General features: G+C 61.8%; 17 protein-coding genes and 1 other RNA gene. 14 read left to right on the top strand and 4 right to left on the bottom strand.

The genetic code is table 11. The features are described from left to right. Positions 1-259: 259 nt before the first annotated feature. The 5 genes from petA to RT028_RS05030 all read left to right on the top strand — a co-directional run bounded on the left by petA (position 260) and on the right by RT028_RS05030 (position 4,035). Complete coding sequence (petA, locus tag RT028_RS05050; protein WP_312933104.1) at positions 260-853, top strand: ubiquinol-cytochrome c reductase iron-sulfur subunit; 594 nt, start codon at positions 260-262, stop codon at positions 851-853. Further along, positions 853-2,064, top strand: a complete 1,212-nt coding sequence (locus RT028_RS05045) for a cytochrome bc complex cytochrome b subunit (RefSeq protein WP_312933102.1) — start codon at positions 853-855, stop codon at positions 2,062-2,064. Before petA ends, RT028_RS05045 begins: the two co-directional genes overlap by 1 nt. Beyond that, positions 2,064-2,843, top strand: a complete 780-nt coding sequence (locus tag RT028_RS05040) for a cytochrome c1 (RefSeq protein WP_312933100.1) — start codon at positions 2,064-2,066, stop codon at positions 2,841-2,843. Before RT028_RS05045 ends, RT028_RS05040 begins: the two co-directional genes overlap by 1 nt. A 120-nt stretch (positions 2,844-2,963) precedes the next feature. Next, entirely contained in the window at positions 2,964-3,587 is a 624-nt protein-coding gene (locus tag RT028_RS05035) for a glutathione S-transferase N-terminal domain-containing protein (protein ID WP_312933098.1), read from the top strand. A 10-nt stretch (positions 3,588-3,597) separates the two neighbouring features. Beyond that, positions 3,598-4,035 carry a ClpXP protease specificity-enhancing factor gene (locus tag RT028_RS05030; RefSeq protein ID WP_312933096.1) on the top strand — a complete coding sequence of 146 codons (438 nt, stop codon included), beginning with the start codon at positions 3,598-3,600 and terminating at the stop codon, positions 4,033-4,035. A gap of 57 nt (positions 4,036-4,092) precedes the next feature. On the opposite strand, the gene RT028_RS05025 is transcribed toward RT028_RS05030, so the two are convergent. The 4 genes from RT028_RS05025 to RT028_RS05010 all read right to left on the bottom strand — a co-directional run bounded on the left by RT028_RS05025 (position 4,093) and on the right by RT028_RS05010 (position 7,536). Beyond that, positions 4,093-4,671 (bottom strand): BON domain-containing protein, encoded by a 579-nt coding sequence (locus RT028_RS05025; RefSeq protein WP_312933094.1) that lies wholly within the window; start codon positions 4,669-4,671, stop codon positions 4,093-4,095. Then, complete coding sequence (locus RT028_RS05020) at positions 4,668-5,261, bottom strand: phosphoheptose isomerase (protein ID WP_312933092.1); 594 nt, start codon at positions 5,259-5,261, stop codon at positions 4,668-4,670. Before RT028_RS05020 ends, RT028_RS05025 begins: the two co-directional genes overlap by 4 nt. Before the next feature lie 89 nt (positions 5,262-5,350). Then, positions 5,351-5,722 carry a YraN family protein gene (locus RT028_RS05015; protein WP_312933090.1) on the bottom strand — a complete coding sequence of 124 codons (372 nt, stop codon included), beginning with the start codon at positions 5,720-5,722 and terminating at the stop codon, positions 5,351-5,353. Then, positions 5,722-7,536, bottom strand: coding sequence for a penicillin-binding protein activator (locus RT028_RS05010; RefSeq protein ID WP_312933088.1), 1,815 nt, complete (start codon positions 7,534-7,536; stop codon positions 5,722-5,724). Before RT028_RS05010 ends, RT028_RS05015 begins: the two co-directional genes overlap by 1 nt. Before the next feature lie 189 nt (positions 7,537-7,725). Here RT028_RS05010 and rsmI point away from each other — a divergent pair, with 189 nt between their 5' ends. From rsmI to mraY, 9 genes are all read left to right on the top strand, one after another. Then, complete coding sequence (gene rsmI, locus RT028_RS05005; RefSeq protein WP_312933086.1) at positions 7,726-8,601, top strand: 16S rRNA (cytidine(1402)-2'-O)-methyltransferase; 876 nt, start codon at positions 7,726-7,728, stop codon at positions 8,599-8,601. Between the two features lie 67 nt (positions 8,602-8,668). Further along, positions 8,669-9,028, top strand: an RNA gene (gene rnpB, locus RT028_RS05000) — RNase P RNA component class A. Positions 9,029-9,336: 308 nt separating this feature from the next. After that, positions 9,337-9,792 (top strand): division/cell wall cluster transcriptional repressor MraZ, encoded by a 456-nt coding sequence (mraZ, locus tag RT028_RS04995; protein ID WP_312933084.1) that lies wholly within the window; start codon positions 9,337-9,339, stop codon positions 9,790-9,792. Beyond that, positions 9,789-10,736, top strand: coding sequence for a 16S rRNA (cytosine(1402)-N(4))-methyltransferase RsmH (rsmH, locus tag RT028_RS04990; protein ID WP_409567167.1), 948 nt, complete (start codon positions 9,789-9,791; stop codon positions 10,734-10,736). Before mraZ ends, rsmH begins: the two co-directional genes overlap by 4 nt. After that, the gene (gene ftsL, locus RT028_RS04985) at positions 10,733-11,026 is read left to right on the top strand and encodes a cell division protein FtsL (RefSeq protein ID WP_312933082.1); all 294 of its coding nucleotides are present in this window, start codon (positions 10,733-10,735) and stop codon (positions 11,024-11,026) included. The genes rsmH and ftsL overlap by 4 nt, the downstream gene beginning before the upstream one ends. Then, a complete protein-coding gene (locus RT028_RS04980; protein ID WP_312933106.1) occupies positions 11,026-12,759 on the top strand; it encodes a penicillin-binding protein 2 in 1,734 nt (577 codons plus the stop codon). The genes ftsL and RT028_RS04980 overlap by 1 nt, the downstream gene beginning before the upstream one ends. Continuing rightward, positions 12,756-14,243: a UDP-N-acetylmuramoyl-L-alanyl-D-glutamate--2,6-diaminopimelate ligase gene (locus tag RT028_RS04975; RefSeq protein ID WP_312933080.1), complete on the top strand. Its 1,488-nt coding sequence runs from the start codon at positions 12,756-12,758 to the stop codon at positions 14,241-14,243. Before RT028_RS04980 ends, RT028_RS04975 begins: the two co-directional genes overlap by 4 nt. Further along, a complete protein-coding gene (gene murF / locus RT028_RS04970; RefSeq protein WP_312933078.1) occupies positions 14,236-15,603 on the top strand; it encodes a UDP-N-acetylmuramoyl-tripeptide--D-alanyl-D-alanine ligase in 1,368 nt (455 codons plus the stop codon). The genes RT028_RS04975 and murF overlap by 8 nt, the downstream gene beginning before the upstream one ends. Next, entirely contained in the window at positions 15,603-16,685 is a 1,083-nt protein-coding gene (gene mraY / locus RT028_RS04965) for a phospho-N-acetylmuramoyl-pentapeptide-transferase (RefSeq protein ID WP_312933073.1), read from the top strand. The genes murF and mraY overlap by 1 nt, the downstream gene beginning before the upstream one ends. The last annotated feature ends 2 nt before the right edge of the window (positions 16,686-16,687 follow it).

The following is a 16,687-nucleotide window of genomic DNA, read 5'->3' as shown; positions in this document are numbered from 1 at the left end:
ACGCACGGTGGTGTGAGAGGACGGCGGATGTGAATCCGCCTCCTACTCGATCCTGTTATTTACCGCTCGACAGGTCCACGGTTCATCTCCTTATAGACGCAGATCAAGCAATGCGAGGGTTGCCGCGGCCAGGCGGCTAATCACCTTGTCACTGTGTGGATTTGTTTCTTACCATGGCGGCCAAAATTTGGTGCCACAGACATTATCTAAATAGAGGCCTGTCGCAACAGGTCATGAACGCTGATGGGGAGAGGACTGAATGAGTAATGACGGCGTCAACGCAGGGCGGCGCCGCTTCCTTGTAGCTGCCACATCAGTGGTGGGTGCAGCGGGGGCAGTGGGCGCTGCAGTACCGTTCGTGGGGTCATGGTTCCCCAGTGCCAAGGCCAAGGCCGCAGGCGCGCCGGTAAAGGTCAATATCGCCAAGGTCGAGCCTGGCCAGCAGATGGTCGCTGAGTGGCGCGGGCAGCCGGTATTCATCGTGCGCCGAACCGAGGAGATTCTCGGCAACCTGAAAAAAGTTGTCGGTGACCTGTCTGATCCGGAGTCCAAAGCGTCAGTTCAGCCCGCCTATGTCGATCCGCTAGTCCGCTCGATCAAGCCTGAAATTCTCGTGCTGGTCGGCCTGTGCACTCACCTGGGCTGCTCGCCGACGTTTCGTCCCGAGGTGGCACCGGTGGACCTGGGGCCCAAGTGGGTCGGCGGTTACTTCTGCCCCTGCCACGGCTCGCATTACGACATGGCCGGGCGCGTATACAAGTCACAACCTGCGCCGCTCAATCTGCCCGTGCCACCGCATGTTTACGAGTCGGACGACATCATCGTCATCGGCGTCGATCAGGAGAACGCATGATGAGCAAGTTCATGGCATGGATCGATGCGCGCTTCCCTGCGACCAAGATGTTCGAAGATCACCTGAGCAAGTACTACGCGCCCAAGAACTTCAACTTCCTGTACTTCTTCGGCTCGCTGGCCTTGCTGGTGCTGGTCAACCAGATCGTTACCGGGGTGTGGCTGACCATGAGTTTCACCCCATCGGCCGAAGAAGCGTTCGCGTCGGTGGAGTACATCATGCGCGATGTGGAATACGGCTGGATTCTGCGTTATCTGCACGCCACCGGCGCGTCGGCGTTCTTCATCGTGGTCTACCTGCACATGTTCCGCGGCCTGCTCTACGGGTCTTACCAGAAGCCCCGCGAGCTGGTCTGGCTGTTCGGCATGCTCATCTACCTGGCGCTGATGGCCGAAGCCTTCATGGGCTACCTGTTGCCGTGGGGTCAGATGTCCTACTGGGGTGCGCAGGTGATCATCTCGCTGTTCGGGGCGATTCCGGTGATCGGCGATGACCTGACCCAGTGGATTCGCGGTGACTACCTGATCTCCGGCATTACCCTGAACCGCTTCTTCGCGCTGCATGTGGTTGCACTGCCGATCGTGATTCTGGGTCTGGTGGTGCTGCATATCCTGGCACTGCATGAAGTGGGCTCGAACAACCCCGACGGTATCGACATCAAGAAGCACAAGGACGAAAACGGCATTCCCCTCGACGGCATTCCGTTCCATCCCTACTACACCGTCAAGGACATCGTCGGCGTGGTGGTATTCCTGTTCGTGTTCTGCTCGGTGGTGTTCTTCTTCCCCGAAATGGGCGGCTACTTCCTGGAAAAACCCAACTTCGAGCAGGCCAACGCCTTCAAGACGCCTGAGCACATTGCGCCGGTCTGGTACTTCACACCGTTCTACGCGATCTTGCGCGCGGTGCCCGACAAGCTGATGGGCGTCATCGCCATGGGGGCAGCGATCGCCGTGCTCTTCGTGCTGCCCTGGCTGGATCGCAGCCCGGTACGTTCAATGCGTTACAAGGGCTGGCTGAGCAAAGTGTTCCTGCTGGTGTTCTGCGTGTCCTTCGTGATTCTGGGCGTGCTCGGTGTACTGGCGCCAACACCAGGCAGAACGCTGCTCTCGCAGGTCTGTACCGTGCTGTATTTCGCCTACTTCCTGCTGATGCCGTTTTATACCCGGCTTGAAAAGACCAAACCGGTTCCGGAAAGGGTGACTGGCTGATGAATAAGCTGATTGCTGTACTGCTGCTGGCACTGATGCCGATGTTGACCTGGGCTGCCGAGCATGGCGTTGCGCTGGACAAGGTCGATATCGACCTGACCGACAAGGCCGCTCTGCAAGATGGTGCGCGTACATTCACCAACTATTGCATGGGCTGCCACAGCGCCAAGTTCCAGCGTTATGAGCGCGTGGCCGATGACCTGGATATTCCCCACGATGTCATGCTGCAGAATCTGGTCTTCACCGGTGCGAAAATTGGCGACCACATGAAGATCGGCATGCAGGCCCAGGATGCCAAGACCTGGTTTGGCGCCGCGCCGCCTGACCTGACCCTGGTCGCTCGGGTTCGTGGCGAGGACTGGCTATACAGCTACCTGCGCAGTTTCTACGCTGATCCATCGCGACCCTACGGCGTGAACAACAAAGTGTTCCCCAACGTGGGCATGCCCAACGTGCTGGTCGGCCTGCAAGGTAACCAGGTGATTGGTTGCAAGCAGGTGCAGACCGAGGTCGATGGCAAGAAACAGTTCGACCCATTGACGGGGAGCCCATTGACCCATGAAGCCTGTGATCAGCTGACCGTGGAGCCGAATTCCGGTACCCTTACGGCCGAGCAGTTCGACGAGAAGGTCAAGAATCTGGTGACCTTCCTGGCTTATTCGGCCAACCCGGTCAAGCTGGAGAGCCAGCGCATTGGCACCTATGTGTTGCTGTACCTGGCTTTCTTCTTCGTATTTGCCTATTTGCTCAAACGCGAATACTGGAAGGACGTGCACTGATCACGCAGTCATAGCGGGGAATTGAACGCGCCCCGAGGTCGCCTGGATCATGTCCAGTGCCGCCTCGGGGCGCGTTTGCGTTTACGGTTTTATACGCATTGATATGCGAGGAGTCATTTCATGGGCGTAACCAACAGGTTGGCCTGCTATTCCGACCCCGCTGACCCTTACTCTCATCGCGTGCGCCTGGTGCTTGCCGAGAAGGGTGTCACCGTACAGGTCATCGATGTCGATGCTGCGCATCCACCGGCCAAGCTGGTCGAGGTGAATCCCTACGGCACGGTCCCGACCCTGGTAGATCGTGATCTGGCGCTGTACGAGCCGAGCGTGGTAATTGAGTACCTCGATGAGCGCTACCCGCATCCGCCGTTGATGCCGGTGTATCCGGTGGCGCGCGGTAACAGTCGGTTATTGATGCATCGCATCCAGCGTGACTGGTGCACGCTGGCCGATACCGTGCTGGATCCGCGCAGCACGCCGGCCACCAGCGCCGAAGCGCGAAAGGCGCTGCGCGAGAGCCTCACAGGCGTCTCCGCGCTGTTCGGTGAGTTCTCTTGCTTCATGAGCGAGGAGCAAAGCCTGGTTGATTGTTGTCTACTGCCTATCCTCTGGCGTTTGCCGATGATGGGCATCGAATTACCGCGGCAAGCCAAGCCGCTGCTGGATTACATGGAGCGGCAGTTTGCTCGTCCGTCCTTTCAGGCGAGCCTGTCACCCGTCGAACGCGAAATGCGCAAAGTCTAAGGAGCCGGTGATGAACTCCAGTCGCCCCTATCTGGTTAGAGCACTGTACGAGTGGATCGTCGACAACGATTGCACGCCCCACATGCTGGTCAACGCCGAATACCCGGCGGTTCAGGTCCCGGAGGGTTTCGCCAGTGATGGCCAGATCGTCCTCAATGTTTCGCCCAGTGCCGTGCGCAACCTGCACATGGACAACCAGGCGGTCAGCTTCGACGGACGCTTCGGTGGCGTCCCGCACAGCCTGCATGTGCCAACGGGCGCCATTCTGGGAATCTATGCCCGTGAAAACGGCCAGGGCATGGTCTTCGAGCTGGAACCGTCCATGGAAGAAGGCGATGATCCGTTGCTGGATGACGAAGGCTTCGGGTCGGATGACGATGACTCGCCCGGTGGTGGTGGGCAACCGCCACGGCCGACTGGGCGACCCAGTCTGAAGGTGGTCAAGTAAGCAAAAAGGCGATCCGCAGGGATCGCCTTTTTTTTGCATGTGGTGCAACGCACGGGGTCAGTCGATGTACTCGAACAGCTTGACGATCTTCTGTACGCCGGAAACGCTCTGCACGACGTTGGTCGCCGATGCGGCCTCGCCGTTGGTCACCAGGCCCAAGAGGTAGACGATGCCGTTTTCGGTAATCACCTTGATGCGCGAGCTGGGTACGTTTACATCAGCCAGCATCTGCGTCTTGATCTTGGTGGTAAGCCAGGCGTCGTTGTTGCGCGCCAGGATCGAGGACGGCGACATGACCTGCAGTTCGTTATGCACACGCTTGACCCGCTGCACCTGGCTGGCGGTTTGCTCGGCCAGCGCCTTGAGCTCGGCGCGTGGCGTTTGCCCGGCCAGCAGCACAATGCCGTTGTAGCTGCTGACGACGATGTGCGAGCCCTTGTCGAGATCGGGGCTGGCCTTGCCAATATTGACCGAAGCCTTGGTTTCGATCAGCGAGTCGTCGATCTTGCTGCCAATGGTGCGTGTGCCGCGATCGTCGTCGATCGGCGAATTGCGTGACGATGACACGATGGAGCTGCAACCTGAGAGGCCCAGGCACAGGGTGAGGGCCATCAGGCCTAAACGCTTGGACATCATTCTTCACTCCCGAACAGTTGGCTGTCGATCAGGTCGCACAGGCAGTGGATCGCCAGCAGGTGAACTTCCTGGATGCGTGCGGTGACGGTGGAGGGCACGCGAATTTCCACATCCTCCGGCAGCAGCAATGACGCCATGCCGCCGCCATCGCGACCGGTCAAGGCTACGACAATCATTTCCCGGTCATGTGCGGCCTGGATGGCCTGGATCACGTTGGCCGAGTTGCCGCTGGTGGAGATGGCCAGCAGTACGTCACCGGGTTGCCCCAGGGCGCGGATCTGCTTGGAAAAGATTTCGTTGTAGCTGTAGTCGTTGGCAATCGACGTGATGGTGGAGCTGTCAGTGGTCAGAGCAATGGCAGGCAGGCTCGGGCGCTCGCGCTCGAAGCGGTTGAGCAGCTCGGACGAGAAGTGCTGGGCGTCGCCTGCCGAACCGCCATTGCCACAGGCAAGCATCTTGCCCTCATTGAGCAGCGCATTGACCATGACCAGGCTGGCATGTTCGATGTGCGGCGCCAGGACATCCATGGCCTGTTGCTTGGTGTCGATGCTGGCCTGAAAGAGGCGGCAGATACGGGATTGCATGTCCATCGGGTGAGACCTTAAAAGGGGCGGTAGCCAGTGCGGGGCGCAACCAGGACCAGCCCGCGAAACATAGAGCCTAGATAATCGGATCAGGTTCAGCAGTCGAAGGCGTTTTTCAGCCACTGAAGTGGCTGACCGGCATGACCACTGCCCTGCAGCGCGACGACGTCGAAGCGGCAGGGTCGATCAGCCCAGCGGGGTTCGGATTGCAGAAACAGACTGGCGGCGAGTGTCAGCTTGCGTTGCTTGCGTGCATCGATGCTGGCCAGAGCACCGCCGTAACCGGCGTGCAGTCTGTAGCGGACTTCGACGAATACTACTGTATCGGCGTCGAGCATGACCAGATCAAGCTCACCACCTCGGCATCGCCAGTTACGCGTGACCAGTTGCAGACCTTGCCCTTGAAGGTGCCGGAGGGCTTGGTTTTCAGCAGCCTGGCCAGCGCGGGCTGGCGATGCCGTAGGCATTAGCGAGGCGTGTCTGGCAGGCGCTTGACCTGACCACCGGCGAACTCGGCCCACGGCAATTGACGCTCGATGCGCTGGTTGCTGTTGACGCTGAGGCTACCGGACAAGCCGTCGATGCGGTTGTCAGGCAGGGCCTTCAGTTGACCAAGGCGCGGCGCCAGGGTGTAGGCATCCACACCCATGGCGTACAGCCGGCCCAGGCTGCCGCCGGCTTGCGGCCACTGCTGCACCACTTGCTGACGCAGCGGGTTGCTGGTGTCGAGCAGCCACGGCGTTTCGCAGAAACGAACGCCGGTGAGGTCGTTGTACTGGTTCACGTCACCGCTGGCGCTGTAGAGGTTGGAGGTGGCGTAGACCGGAATGTCGCCTGCGTACTGGAAGTTCAGGGTCGGCTTGATCTGCTGCGCCTGTTGCGGCGTGGCGGCAAGGAAGATGAAGTCGATGTCCTGGCGGCGCGAGGGCTGTGCGGCGACATCACCACCAACGGCCTTCTGCAGGCTCTGCGCACGACCTTCGCTCTGGCGCAATTGCAGGAGGTCTGCGATCTGCTTGGCCAGCTCGACAGGCTGTGCGATGCGCTGGGCAGCCATCAAGGTGCCGCCGCTGCCTTCCCAGTCCTGGCGGAAAGCTGCCAGTACACGGTCGCCCCACTCGCCACTGGGTACCAGGGCGACGGCGCGGGTCAGGCCGTCGGCATGTGCGCGGCGCGACACCTCGCGGGCTTCGTCCTCGGCGGCCAGGCCGAACTGGAACAGTTGCGCAGGGGCTTTCTGGCCGGCGTCGGCATAGTTCAGGGCCAAGGTGGTGATGGGCAGCTGTGGATAGCCTGCCATCTGCTTGACCAGCGCTTTTTCCAGCGGGCCGACGACCAGTTGCGCACCAGCGGCCTGAGCCTGGCGGTAGAAGTCGTCGAGCGAGGTCATGCGGGAGCTGTCGAACACCTGCACCTCAGGCGCTTGCTTGCCTGACTGCTGGGCCTGGAAGTGGGCGGCCATGAAACCATCGCGCAGGGCTTTGGCCACCCCCCCCAGCGGGCCTTCCTGGGGCAGCAGAAGGGCGATCTTGGTCAGCGGCTGGCTGGCCAGCGCCTTGAGCTTGAGCAGGGGGCCAGGCAGCTGGACGGCAGCGGGATGATCAGCATGCTGCTTGCGCCAGGTGTCGATCGCGGTCTGCTGCTGTTCCAGCGTGCCGGCCGTCTTGACTGCCAGGGCAAGGCTGGTCCAGCCCGATACGGTCGCATTGGCCGTGGGCTGCAGCTGCTCCACCGGCAAGGACGCTACCAGATTCCAGATCGCGTCGCGGTTGGCGTCTGCGGCCTGGCCGCTCAGCAGCGGTGCGAGCAGGACCCGTTGCTCGACGGCGGCGAGGGTCTGGCCATCAGCCTCGAGGGCTGTGGCGTATACCGTGTAGGTGCGCACCTGTTGCGCTTCAGGCAATTCACCCAGGTGTTGCAGGCTCGGGTGCTTGAGGGCCTTGATCGCCGCCTTGGGCTGGTTGCGGCTCATGGCCAGCTCCGCCGCCAGGGTGCTGGCGAAGATCTGTTGCGCCGGCTTGAGCGACTCCACGGGCACTTGCTCGAGGATGGATGCGGCGCGAGGGTAGTCCTTCTGCTGATAGGCGAGGTCTGCGGCGCTCAGGCGCAGCAGTGCAGCATCCTCGGCAGACTTGCTGGCGGCAGCCTTTTCGAGCAACTGCTCGATGCTGGCATCCGGCGTGCGCGGCAGTTCGCCCAGGCTGGATGAGGGCGAGCTGGCGCAAGCTGCTAGCAAGGCAGCAAGGCAGAGGGCTGAGAACAGCCGCAGGCAAGCGATCATGGAAGGGTCCTGTTTTCTTGGTCGAGGTGAGTGGCAATTGTACCCAAGCGCAGGCCGGGGTGCGATGTCGCTGACGTACACGCTGCAATATAGGTCGTGTGCAGCCCGATGGGTTCCAACTTCGTTGCGTGACGTTGCGCGGGCTCGCGTTACAATGGCCGCTTTGTTTCAGATCAGCAGGTGGATTCAGTGACAGACGCGGCAGGGGCTACGAAATCGAGGACGGGCACGCTCTATGTGGTCGCCACGCCTATCGGCAATCTCGACGACATCAGTGCGCGCGCCTTGAAGGTGCTGGCCGATGTGGCACTGATTGCGGCCGAAGATACCCGCCACTCCATTCGTCTGATGCAGCACTTCGGCATCAGCACGCCGCTGGCTGCGTGCCACGAGCACAACGAGCGCAGCGAGGGTGGGCGGTTTCTCGAAAAACTGCTGGCGGGCGATGACGTTGCGCTGGTTTCCGATGCTGGGACGCCACTGATCTCCGATCCGGGTTATCACCTGGTGCGCCAGGTGCGCGCGGCAGGCATCGCAGTGGTGCCGGTGCCGGGAGCCTGTGCGCTGATTGCGGGCTTGTCGGCTGCTGGTCTGCCATCGGATCGCTTCATTTTCGAAGGCTTTCTGCCTGCCAAGGCCGTTGGGCGACGCGCACGGCTCGAGCAGGTCAAGGAAGAGCCGCGCACGCTGATCTTCTATGAAGCGCCGCACCGTATTCTCGAGTGCCTCGAAGACATGCAGGCGATATTCGGCGACGACCGGCCAGCGGTATTGGCGCGCGAGATCAGCAAGACCTTCGAAACCATTCAGAGCCTGCCGCTCGGCGCGTTGCGCGAGTTCGTGGCAGCGGACAGCAATCAGCAGCGCGGTGAGTGTGTGGTGCTGATCGGTGGGTGGACGGCGCCGGAGGACGGAGAACAGGTCAATGGCGAGGCGCAGCGGGTGCTTGGCCTGTTGCTGGCAGAAATGCCATTGAAAAGAGCCGCAGCGCTGGCTGCCGAAATCACCGGCGTGCGCAAGAACGTGTTGTATCAATTCGCATTGGAATTGCAAAAAGACAAGTAGTGGCACAGTACCATCGGTGAAGATGTTACTTGTTATGAGTGCACGCTGCCGGTAACCTTGTCGGCGGAGAGTCGGTTGGACAGTCGCTGCCTTCTTTTGTTCCGCAAAAGAGGGGGGAGGAAAGTCCGGGCTCCATAGGGCAGAGTGCCAGGTAACCCCTGGGAGGCGTGAGCCTACGGAAAGTGCCACAGAAAATAACCGCCTACGTACTTCGGTACCGGTAAGGGTGAAAAGGTGCGGTAAGAGCGCACCGCACGTCTGGCAACAGTTCGTGGCTAGGTAAACCCCACTCGGAGCAAGACCAAATAGGGTTCCATATGGCGCGGCCCGCGTTGGAACCGGGTAGGTTGCTAAAGGTGTCCAGTGATGGCCATCGTAGAGGAATGACTGTCCTCGACAGAACCCGGCTTACAGACCGACTCTCCACCTTCTTTTCCTGCTCTCAATCGATAGCAGATCCCATCTGGTAATGCCGAAAAGATCTTACTCCTCATAAATCACTTTAACTCGGGGCCGTAGGTCGTTGAGTTTGCCGCGCTTTTACGATTCTAGAGTTCCCCAGGTTGTTCTTCCCTCTTCTTTTTGTGCGCTAAATCGCCTTGCTCTAAGGGTTTTCCGTATGAACGTGCCTTGACGGTGCAGCGGACGGATTCCTATAGTGTGCGCAAGTGGCGAAAAGTGGGAGAAAGTGGGTTTTTTGCCATCATCTAGCCAAAAACCAGAGGGATCGCCACCGTGTTTCGCGGAGCCAATGCCGTCAGCCTCGATGCCAAGGGCAGGCTCGCCATGCCGAGTCGGTACCGTGACGAGTTGGATTCGCGTTGTAACGGGCAATTGATCATCACCATCGACGCTGCAGACCCTTGCCTGTGTGTCTACCCGCTCGATGAGTGGGAGCAGATAGAAGCCAAGTTGCGGGCATTGCCATCGTTGCGTGAAGAAAACCGTCGCCTGCAACGTTTGCTGATCGGCAATGCGGTCGATCTGGAGCTGGATGGAAGCGGGCGCTTTCTGGTGCCACCCCGCCTGCGTGAGTACGCCCGGCTCGACAAGAAAACGATGCTGGTAGGGCAACTGAACAAATTCCAGTTGTGGGATGAGCAAGCCTGGAACGACGTTTCGGCAGCCGATCTTGCAGCTATTCAACAACCGGGCGCCATGCCCGACGATTTGCGTGACCTGATCCTGTGACTATAGAAAGCGGCTTCAACCACATCACCGTGCTACTCGACGAAGCCGTCGAGGCACTGGGCCTGCGCGACGAGGGTTGCTACGTCGATGGCACGTTCGGTCGGGGTGGGCACAGCCGTCTGGTGCTGAGCAGGCTGGGGCCGCAGGGGCGGCTGCTGGGCTTCGACAAAGACCCGTTGGCCATTGCCACGGGACAAACGCTGGCGGCCGAAGATGGCCGCTTCGTCATTGTGCAGCGCAGCTTCGCCGAAATGGCCGACGAGATCGCCAGCCAGGGCCTCGCAGGCAAGGTGGCCGGGGTGTTGCTCGACCTGGGTGTCTCGTCGCCACAGCTCGACGACCCCGAGCGCGGATTCAGTTTCCTCAATGATGGCCCCCTGGACATGCGCATGAATCCCGGGCAGGGCTTCAGTGCCGCCGAGTTCATCGCCAGTGCCAGCGAAGAAGAAATCGCCCGCGTTTTCAAGGAATACGGTGAAGAGCGCTTCGCCCGCCGCATGGCCAGGGCCGTGGTGCAGCGCCGCGAAGAGCAGCCGTTCACGCGCACCGCAGACCTTGCCGAAGTGCTGAAGGTCGCCAACCCTGCCTGGGAAAAAGGCAAGAACCCGGCCACGCGGGCATTCCAGGGTTTGCGCATCCACGTCAACAACGAGCTGGGCGATCTCGAAGCAGGCCTGCAAGCCGCCTTCGATTCGCTGGAGATCGGCGGGCGCCTCGTGGTCATCAGCTTCCACTCGCTGGAGGACCGCATCGTCAAGCTGTTCATGCGCAAGCTCGCCAAGGGCGAGGCCGACCACTTGCCGCGCAATCTGCCCGTGCAGTACACAGCCTTCGATCCGCGTGTGCGCCTGATTGGTAAAGCGCAATTCGCCTCCGAGGCCGAGCTCAAGGCCAACCCGCGTTCGCGCAGCGCCGTGATGCGCGTTGCGGAGAAGTTGCGGTGAGCAAGCTCTTTGCCAAACCGCTGCCCGGCGGAAGCTTTCTGATGCTCCTGTTGTTCATCGGTGTGCTCGTCTCGGCCATTGCCGTGGCCTACAGCGCGCACTGGAACCGTCAGTTGCTCAATACCCTGTACGGGGAGCTGAGCGACCGTGACAAGGCGCAAGCCGAGTGGGGCCGTCTGATCCTCGAGCAGAGCACCTGGACCGCCCACAGCCGTATCGAGAACCTGGCCAGCGAGCAGCTGAAAATGCGTGTGCCCGCCGCCGACGAAGTCCGGATGATCGCGCCATGATGAAACTCGAAGGTGCGCTCTATCCCTGGCGGTTCCGCGTGGTCATCGCCTTGCTGGCCCTGATGGTGGGTGCCATCTGCTGGCGCATCATCGACCTGCAGGTGGTCGATCGCGACTTCCTCAAAGGTCAGGGCGATGCCCGTAGCCTGCGGCACATTCCGATTCCGGCTCACCGAGGTCTGATCACCGACCGCAACGGTGAGCCGCTGGCCGTCAGTACCCCTGTCACTACCCTGTGGGCAAACCCCAAGGAACTGCAGGCCTACAAGGACCGCTGGCCGCAACTGGCGGCAGTGCTGGGGCAGAACCCGCAGCAACTGACCGAACGCCTGACTCAGCAGGCCAGCAAGGAATTCATCTATCTGGTACGTGGCCTCACGCCCGAGCAGGGCCAGCAGGTACTCGACCTGAAGGTGCCGGGCGTCTACGGCCTGGAAGAGTTCCGCCGCTTCTACCCCGCAGGTGATGTCACCGCACACATGGTCGGCTTCACGGACCTCGACGACCACGGTCGCGAAGGCGTCGAGCTGGCCTATGACGAATGGCTGGCCGGGGTGCCGGGCAAGCGCCAGGTGATCAAGGACCGGCGTGGCCGGCTGATCAAGGACGTTCAGGTCACCAAGAATGCCAAGGCCGGGAAAACCCTGGCCTTGTCGATCGACCTGCGCCTGCAGTACCTGGCAACCCGGGAATTGCGCAACGCCATCGCCGAACAGGAAGCCAAGGCCGGCAGCCTGGTGATCATGGACGTCAAGACCGGCGAAGTGCTGGCCATGGTCAACCAGCCTACCTACAACCCGAACAACCGCCGCAGCATGTTCCCCGCCGCCATGCGCAACCGGGCGATCATCGACGTGTTCGAGCCAGGCTCGACGGTCAAGCCGCTGTCGATGAGCGCGGCGCTGCAAAGCGGGCGCTGGAAGCCGACCGACAAGGTCGAGGTGTATCCCGGCAGCCTGCAGATCGGTCGTTACACCATCAAGGACGTGTCCAAAAGCGAAGGGCCGATCCTCGACCTGACCGGCATCCTGATCAACTCCAGTAACGTCGGCATGAGCAAGATCGCCTTCGACATTGGTGGCGAAGCGATCTACCGCGTCATGGCCCAGCTCGGCCTGGGCCAGTACACCGGCCTGGGTTTCCCAGGTGAGCGGGTCGGCAACCTGCCCAACCACCGCGAGTGGCGCAAGGCCGAGACCGCCACGCTGTCCTACGGCTATGGCGTGTCGGTCACGGCCCTGCAACTGGTGCATGCCTACGCGGCGCTGGCCAACGACGGCAAACTGGTACCGCTGTCGATTCTGAAACTGGACAAGGAACCGGAGTCTGCCCAGGTCTTGCCCAAAGACATCGCCGAAACGGTCCAGGGCATGCTCCAGCAGGTCATCGAAGCGCCACGCGGCGTGTACCGCGCGCAGGTGCCGTTCTACCACGTGGCAGGCAAGTCAGGCACTGCGCGCAAGGCGACCGTAGGCTCCAAGGGCTACACCGAGAACGCCTACCGCTCGCTGTTCGCCGGTTTCGGGCCGATGAGCGACCCGCGCTACGCCATCGTGGTGGTCATCGACGAGCCGAGCAAAGCGGGCTATTTCGGCGGCCTGGTATCGGCGCCGGTGTTCAGCAAGGTCATGTCCGGTACGTTGCGCCTGATGAACGTGCCACCTGACAACCTGCCCCCGCCAAGCGACCCGCAACAGGCCAGTTCAGTACCCGCTAAAGGAGGGCGTGGATGATGACGATGCCATTGACCAAGCTTTTCGCCCACGCCAGCCGCGATCCGCTGATCCGCGAGCTGACACTCGACAGCCGGCAGGTGCGCCCAGGCGACCTGTTCCTTGCGGTACCTGGCGCCAAGCTCGATGGGCGTGCGCACATCGCCGACGCGCTGAAGCAGGGCGCCGCTGCCGTCGCTTACGAAGACCAGGGCACTGTGGTGCTGCCGCTCACCGATGTGCCGCTGATTCCGGTCAAGGGGCTGATCGGCCAGTTGTCCGACATCGCGGGGCGCTTCTATGGCGAGCCCAGCCGTCAACTGACACTGGTCGGTGTGACCGGCACCAATGGCAAGACCAGCGTGACCCAGCTGCTCGCCCAGGCCCTTGATCTGCTCGGCCAGCGTTGTGGCCTGATCGGCACCCTGGGCACCGGCTTCTACGCAGACCTGCAGAGCGGACGCCTGACCACGCCGGATCCGATTGCCGTGCAGGCCACGCTCTACGACCTGAAAAAGGCCGGCGCCCGAGCGGTGGCCATGGAAGTGTCGTCGCACGCACTCGATCAGGGGCGTGTGGCTGCACTGGCGTTCGACATCGCCGTCATGACCAACCTGTCCCGTGACCACCTCGACTACCACGGCAACATGCAGGCCTATGAGGCCGCCAAGGCCAAGCTGTTCGCGTGGCCTGGCCTGCGTTGCCAGGTGGTGAACCTGGACGACGCATTCGGCCGCCGCCTGGCCGCCGATTTCGTCCACCGTCCCGGCAGCGACTTCAGCGAAACACGCCTGATCAGCTACAGCCTGGAAAATGCCGACGCTTCGCTGTACTGCCGCGAAGCGACCTTCGGCGACGAGGGCGTGCGTGCAACACTGGTGACGGCGCAGGGCGAGCGCACGCTGCGTAGCCAGCTGCTGGGCCGTTTCAACCTCAGCAACATGCTGGCTGCGGTGGCCAGTCTGCTGGCCATGGACTATGCGCTGGACGAGATTCTCAAAGTGATCCCGCACCTGCATGGCCCGGTCGGTCGCATGCAGCGTCTGGGCGGCGGCGACAAACCGCTGGTGGTGGTCGACTACGCGCACACCCCGGATGCGCTGGACAAAGTGCTGGCTGCGCTGCGCCCGCACGCCCATGGCAAGCTGCTGTGCCTGTTCGGCTGCGGCGGCGACCGAGACAGTGGCAAGCGCCCGCTCATGGCCCAGGTGGCCGAGCATCTGGCCGACCGCGTGGTGGTCACCGATGACAACCCGCGTAGCGAACCACCTTTGCGTATTTTCGATGACATCCGTGCGGGCTTTACCCGTGAGGGTGTCGAGTTCATTGCCGGTCGCGGCGCCGCCATCGCACATCTGATCGCCTCGGCCGGTATCGATGATGTAGTGGTGCTGGCGGGCAAGGGCCATGAGGATTACCAGGAAATCGCGGGCGAGCGCCATGATTTCTCCGACTTGATCGAAGCCGAGAAGGCCTTGGCCGGATGGGAGGCGCCGCATGCTTGAAGCCATGAGCCTCAGCCAGTTGATCGAACCGCTGCAGGCGTCCCTGCTGGGCGCCGATGCGCGCTTTGACGGCGTCAGCATCGACAGCCGTTCGGTCGTTCCGGGTCAGCTGTTCATCGCCCTCAGCGGACCGCGCTTCGATGGCCACGATTACCTGGCCGATGTGCAGGCCAAAGGCGCTGTTGCAGCACTCGTGGAGCGCGAGGTGCCAGGCATCGATCTGCCGCAACTGCTCGTTGCCGACTGCCGTCAGGCCCTGGGTCAGCTGGGCGCGCTGAACCGGGCTGCATTTACCCAGCCGGTGGCCGCCATCACGGGCTCCAGTGGCAAGACCACGGTGAAGGAGATGCTGGCCAGCATCCTGCGCACACGCGGTGACGTACTGGCTACCCGTGGCAATCTCAACAACGATCTCGGTGCGCCCCTGACGCTGCTCGAAATCGCACCGCAACACAGCGCCGCGGTCATCGAGCTGGGCGCGTCCCGGCTCGGCGAGATTCGCTACACCGTAGGGCTCACGCGGCCTCAGGTGGTGATCCTGAACAACGCTGGCACCGCGCATGTGGGCGAATTCGGCGGCCCGGAAAAGATCGTCGAAGCCAAGGGCGAAATTCTCGAAGGCCTGGGCGAGGGCGGTACTGCCATCCTCAACCTGGACGACAAGGCCTATCCCATCTGGCACGCCCGCGCAGGTTCGCATCGGGTCATCAGCTTTGCCCTGAGCAACCCGCACGCCGACGTCCATGCCAGTGACATCGGCCTCGATGCGCGGGGCTGTCCTTCGTTCGTGCTGCACAGCGCGCAAGGCCACGCTGCGGTACAGCTGAACCTGCTGGGCACGCACAACGTCAGCAATGCGCTGGCGGCGGCGGCGGCGGCGTTCGCCATGGGCATGGACCTGGCGCACACCGTCATCGGCTTGAATGCCGTACAGCCGGTCAAGGGTCGGACGGTTGCGCAACTCGCGCCGACCGGTGCCCGTGTAATCGATGACACGTACAACGCAAATCCCACCTCCATGTGCGCGGCCATTGATATACTCGCCGGCTTTTCCGGCCGCACCGTCCTGGTGCTCGGGGATATCGGCGAATTGGGGCAATGGGCCGAGGAAGGTCACCGACAGGTCGGTGAATACGCCTGCGGCAAGGTCGACGCCTTGTACGCGGTGGGCACCCAGATGGCGCATGCCGTAGACGCTTATGGCCACAATGGCCACCACTTCGCTTCTCAAGCCGAGTTGATCGAGGCCGTACGCGGTCAGGCCACCGGCAACACCACTATCTTGATCAAGGGTTCGCGCAGCGCTGCGATGGAAAACGTCGTAGCGGCACTGTGTGGTTCCAGCGGGGAGAAACATTAATGCTGCTGCTGTTGGCTGAGTATCTGCAACAGTTCCACAAAGGCTTTGCGGTCTTTCAGTACCTGTCCCTGCGTGGGATTCTCGGGGTACTGACCGCGCTGTCGCTGTCCCTGTGCCTCGGGCCCTGGATGATTCGTACTCTGCAGATCCGCCAGATCGGTCAGGCCGTGCGTAATGACGGCCCGCAATCGCACCTGTCCAAGTCCGGCACGCCGACCATGGGCGGTGCGCTCATTCTCTCGGCCATCGGCATCAGCACCTTGCTCTGGGCTGATCTGAGCAACCGCTATGTCTGGGTCGTGCTGATCGTCACCCTGCTGTTTGGCGCCATCGGCTGGGTCGATGACTACCGCAAGGTGATCGAGAAGAATTCCCGCGGCTTGCCGAGCCGCTGGAAGTATTTCTGGCAGTCGGTGTTCGGTCTGTGCGCGGCGATATTTCTCTATAAAACCGCGCCCACCAGCGTTGAAACCACGCTGATCGTGCCGTTTCTCAAGGACGTGACCATTCCCCTGGGGATCGGCTTCGTGGTCCTGACCTACTTCGTCATCGTCGGCTCCAGCAACGCTGTCAACCTGACCGATGGGCTCGATGGCCTGGCGATCATGCCAACTGTCATGGTCGGTGGTGCACTGGGGATCTTCTGCTACCTGTCGGGCAACGTGAAGTTCGCTGAATACCTGCTCATTCCCTATGTGCCGGGGTCGGGCGAGCTGATCGTGTTCTGTGGGGCGTTGATCGGTGCAGGGCTGGGCTTTCTCTGGTTCAACACGTATCCGGCCCAGGTCTTCATGGGCGATGTCGGCGCACTGGCGCTGGGCGCAGCCCTGGGCACCATCGCCGTGATCGTGCGTCAGGAAATCGTGCTGTTCATCATGGGCGGCGTGTTCGTGATGGAAACCCTGTCGGTGATCATCCAGGTCGCCAGCTTCAAGCTGACCGGCAAGCGGGTGTTCCGCATGGCCCCGATTCACCACCATTTCGAGTTGAAGGGTTGGCCCGAACCACGGGTCATCGTTCGTTTCTGGATCATCACCGTCATTCTGGTGTTGATCGGCCTCGCTACTTTGAAACTGCGTTGAGG

The sequence above is a fragment of the Pseudomonas sp. genome (assembly GCF_032058845.1).
Lineage (GTDB): Bacteria > Pseudomonadota > Gammaproteobacteria > Pseudomonadales > Pseudomonadaceae > Aquipseudomonas.
This window is presented reverse-complemented; position numbering and strand designations above follow the sequence as displayed.

Bases quoted from the DNA above. Each gene is read 5' to 3' on its own strand.
- RT028_RS05015 (WP_312933090.1), bottom strand. From the start codon at position 5,722: ATGCCTACGGCATCGCCAGCCCGCGCTGGCCAGGCTGCTGAAAACCAA.
- RT028_RS05030 (WP_312933096.1), top strand. From the start codon at position 3,598: ATGAACTCCAGTCGCCCCTATCTGGTTAGAGCACTGTACGAGTGGATC.
- RT028_RS04975 (WP_312933080.1), top strand. From the start codon at position 12,756: ATGATGACGATGCCATTGACCAAGCTTTTCGCCCACGCCAGCCGCGAT.
- mraY (WP_312933073.1), top strand. From the start codon at position 15,603: ATGCTGCTGCTGTTGGCTGAGTATCTGCAACAGTTCCACAAAGGCTTT.
- RT028_RS05025 (WP_312933094.1), bottom strand. From the start codon at position 4,671: ATGATGTCCAAGCGTTTAGGCCTGATGGCCCTCACCCTGTGCCTGGGC.
- RT028_RS05020 (WP_312933092.1), bottom strand. From the start codon at position 5,261: ATGGACATGCAATCCCGTATCTGCCGCCTCTTTCAGGCCAGCATCGAC.
- RT028_RS05045 (WP_312933102.1), top strand. From the start codon at position 853: ATGAGCAAGTTCATGGCATGGATCGATGCGCGCTTCCCTGCGACCAAG.
- RT028_RS05010 (WP_312933088.1), bottom strand. From the start codon at position 7,536: ATGATCGCTTGCCTGCGGCTGTTCTCAGCCCTCTGCCTTGCTGCCTTG.
- RT028_RS05035 (WP_312933098.1), top strand. From the start codon at position 2,964: ATGGGCGTAACCAACAGGTTGGCCTGCTATTCCGACCCCGCTGACCCT.
- RT028_RS04980 (WP_312933106.1), top strand. From the start codon at position 11,026: ATGAAACTCGAAGGTGCGCTCTATCCCTGGCGGTTCCGCGTGGTCATC.
- murF (WP_312933078.1), top strand. From the start codon at position 14,236: ATGCTTGAAGCCATGAGCCTCAGCCAGTTGATCGAACCGCTGCAGGCG.
- RT028_RS05040 (WP_312933100.1), top strand. From the start codon at position 2,064: ATGAATAAGCTGATTGCTGTACTGCTGCTGGCACTGATGCCGATGTTG.
- petA (WP_312933104.1), top strand. From the start codon at position 260: ATGAGTAATGACGGCGTCAACGCAGGGCGGCGCCGCTTCCTTGTAGCT.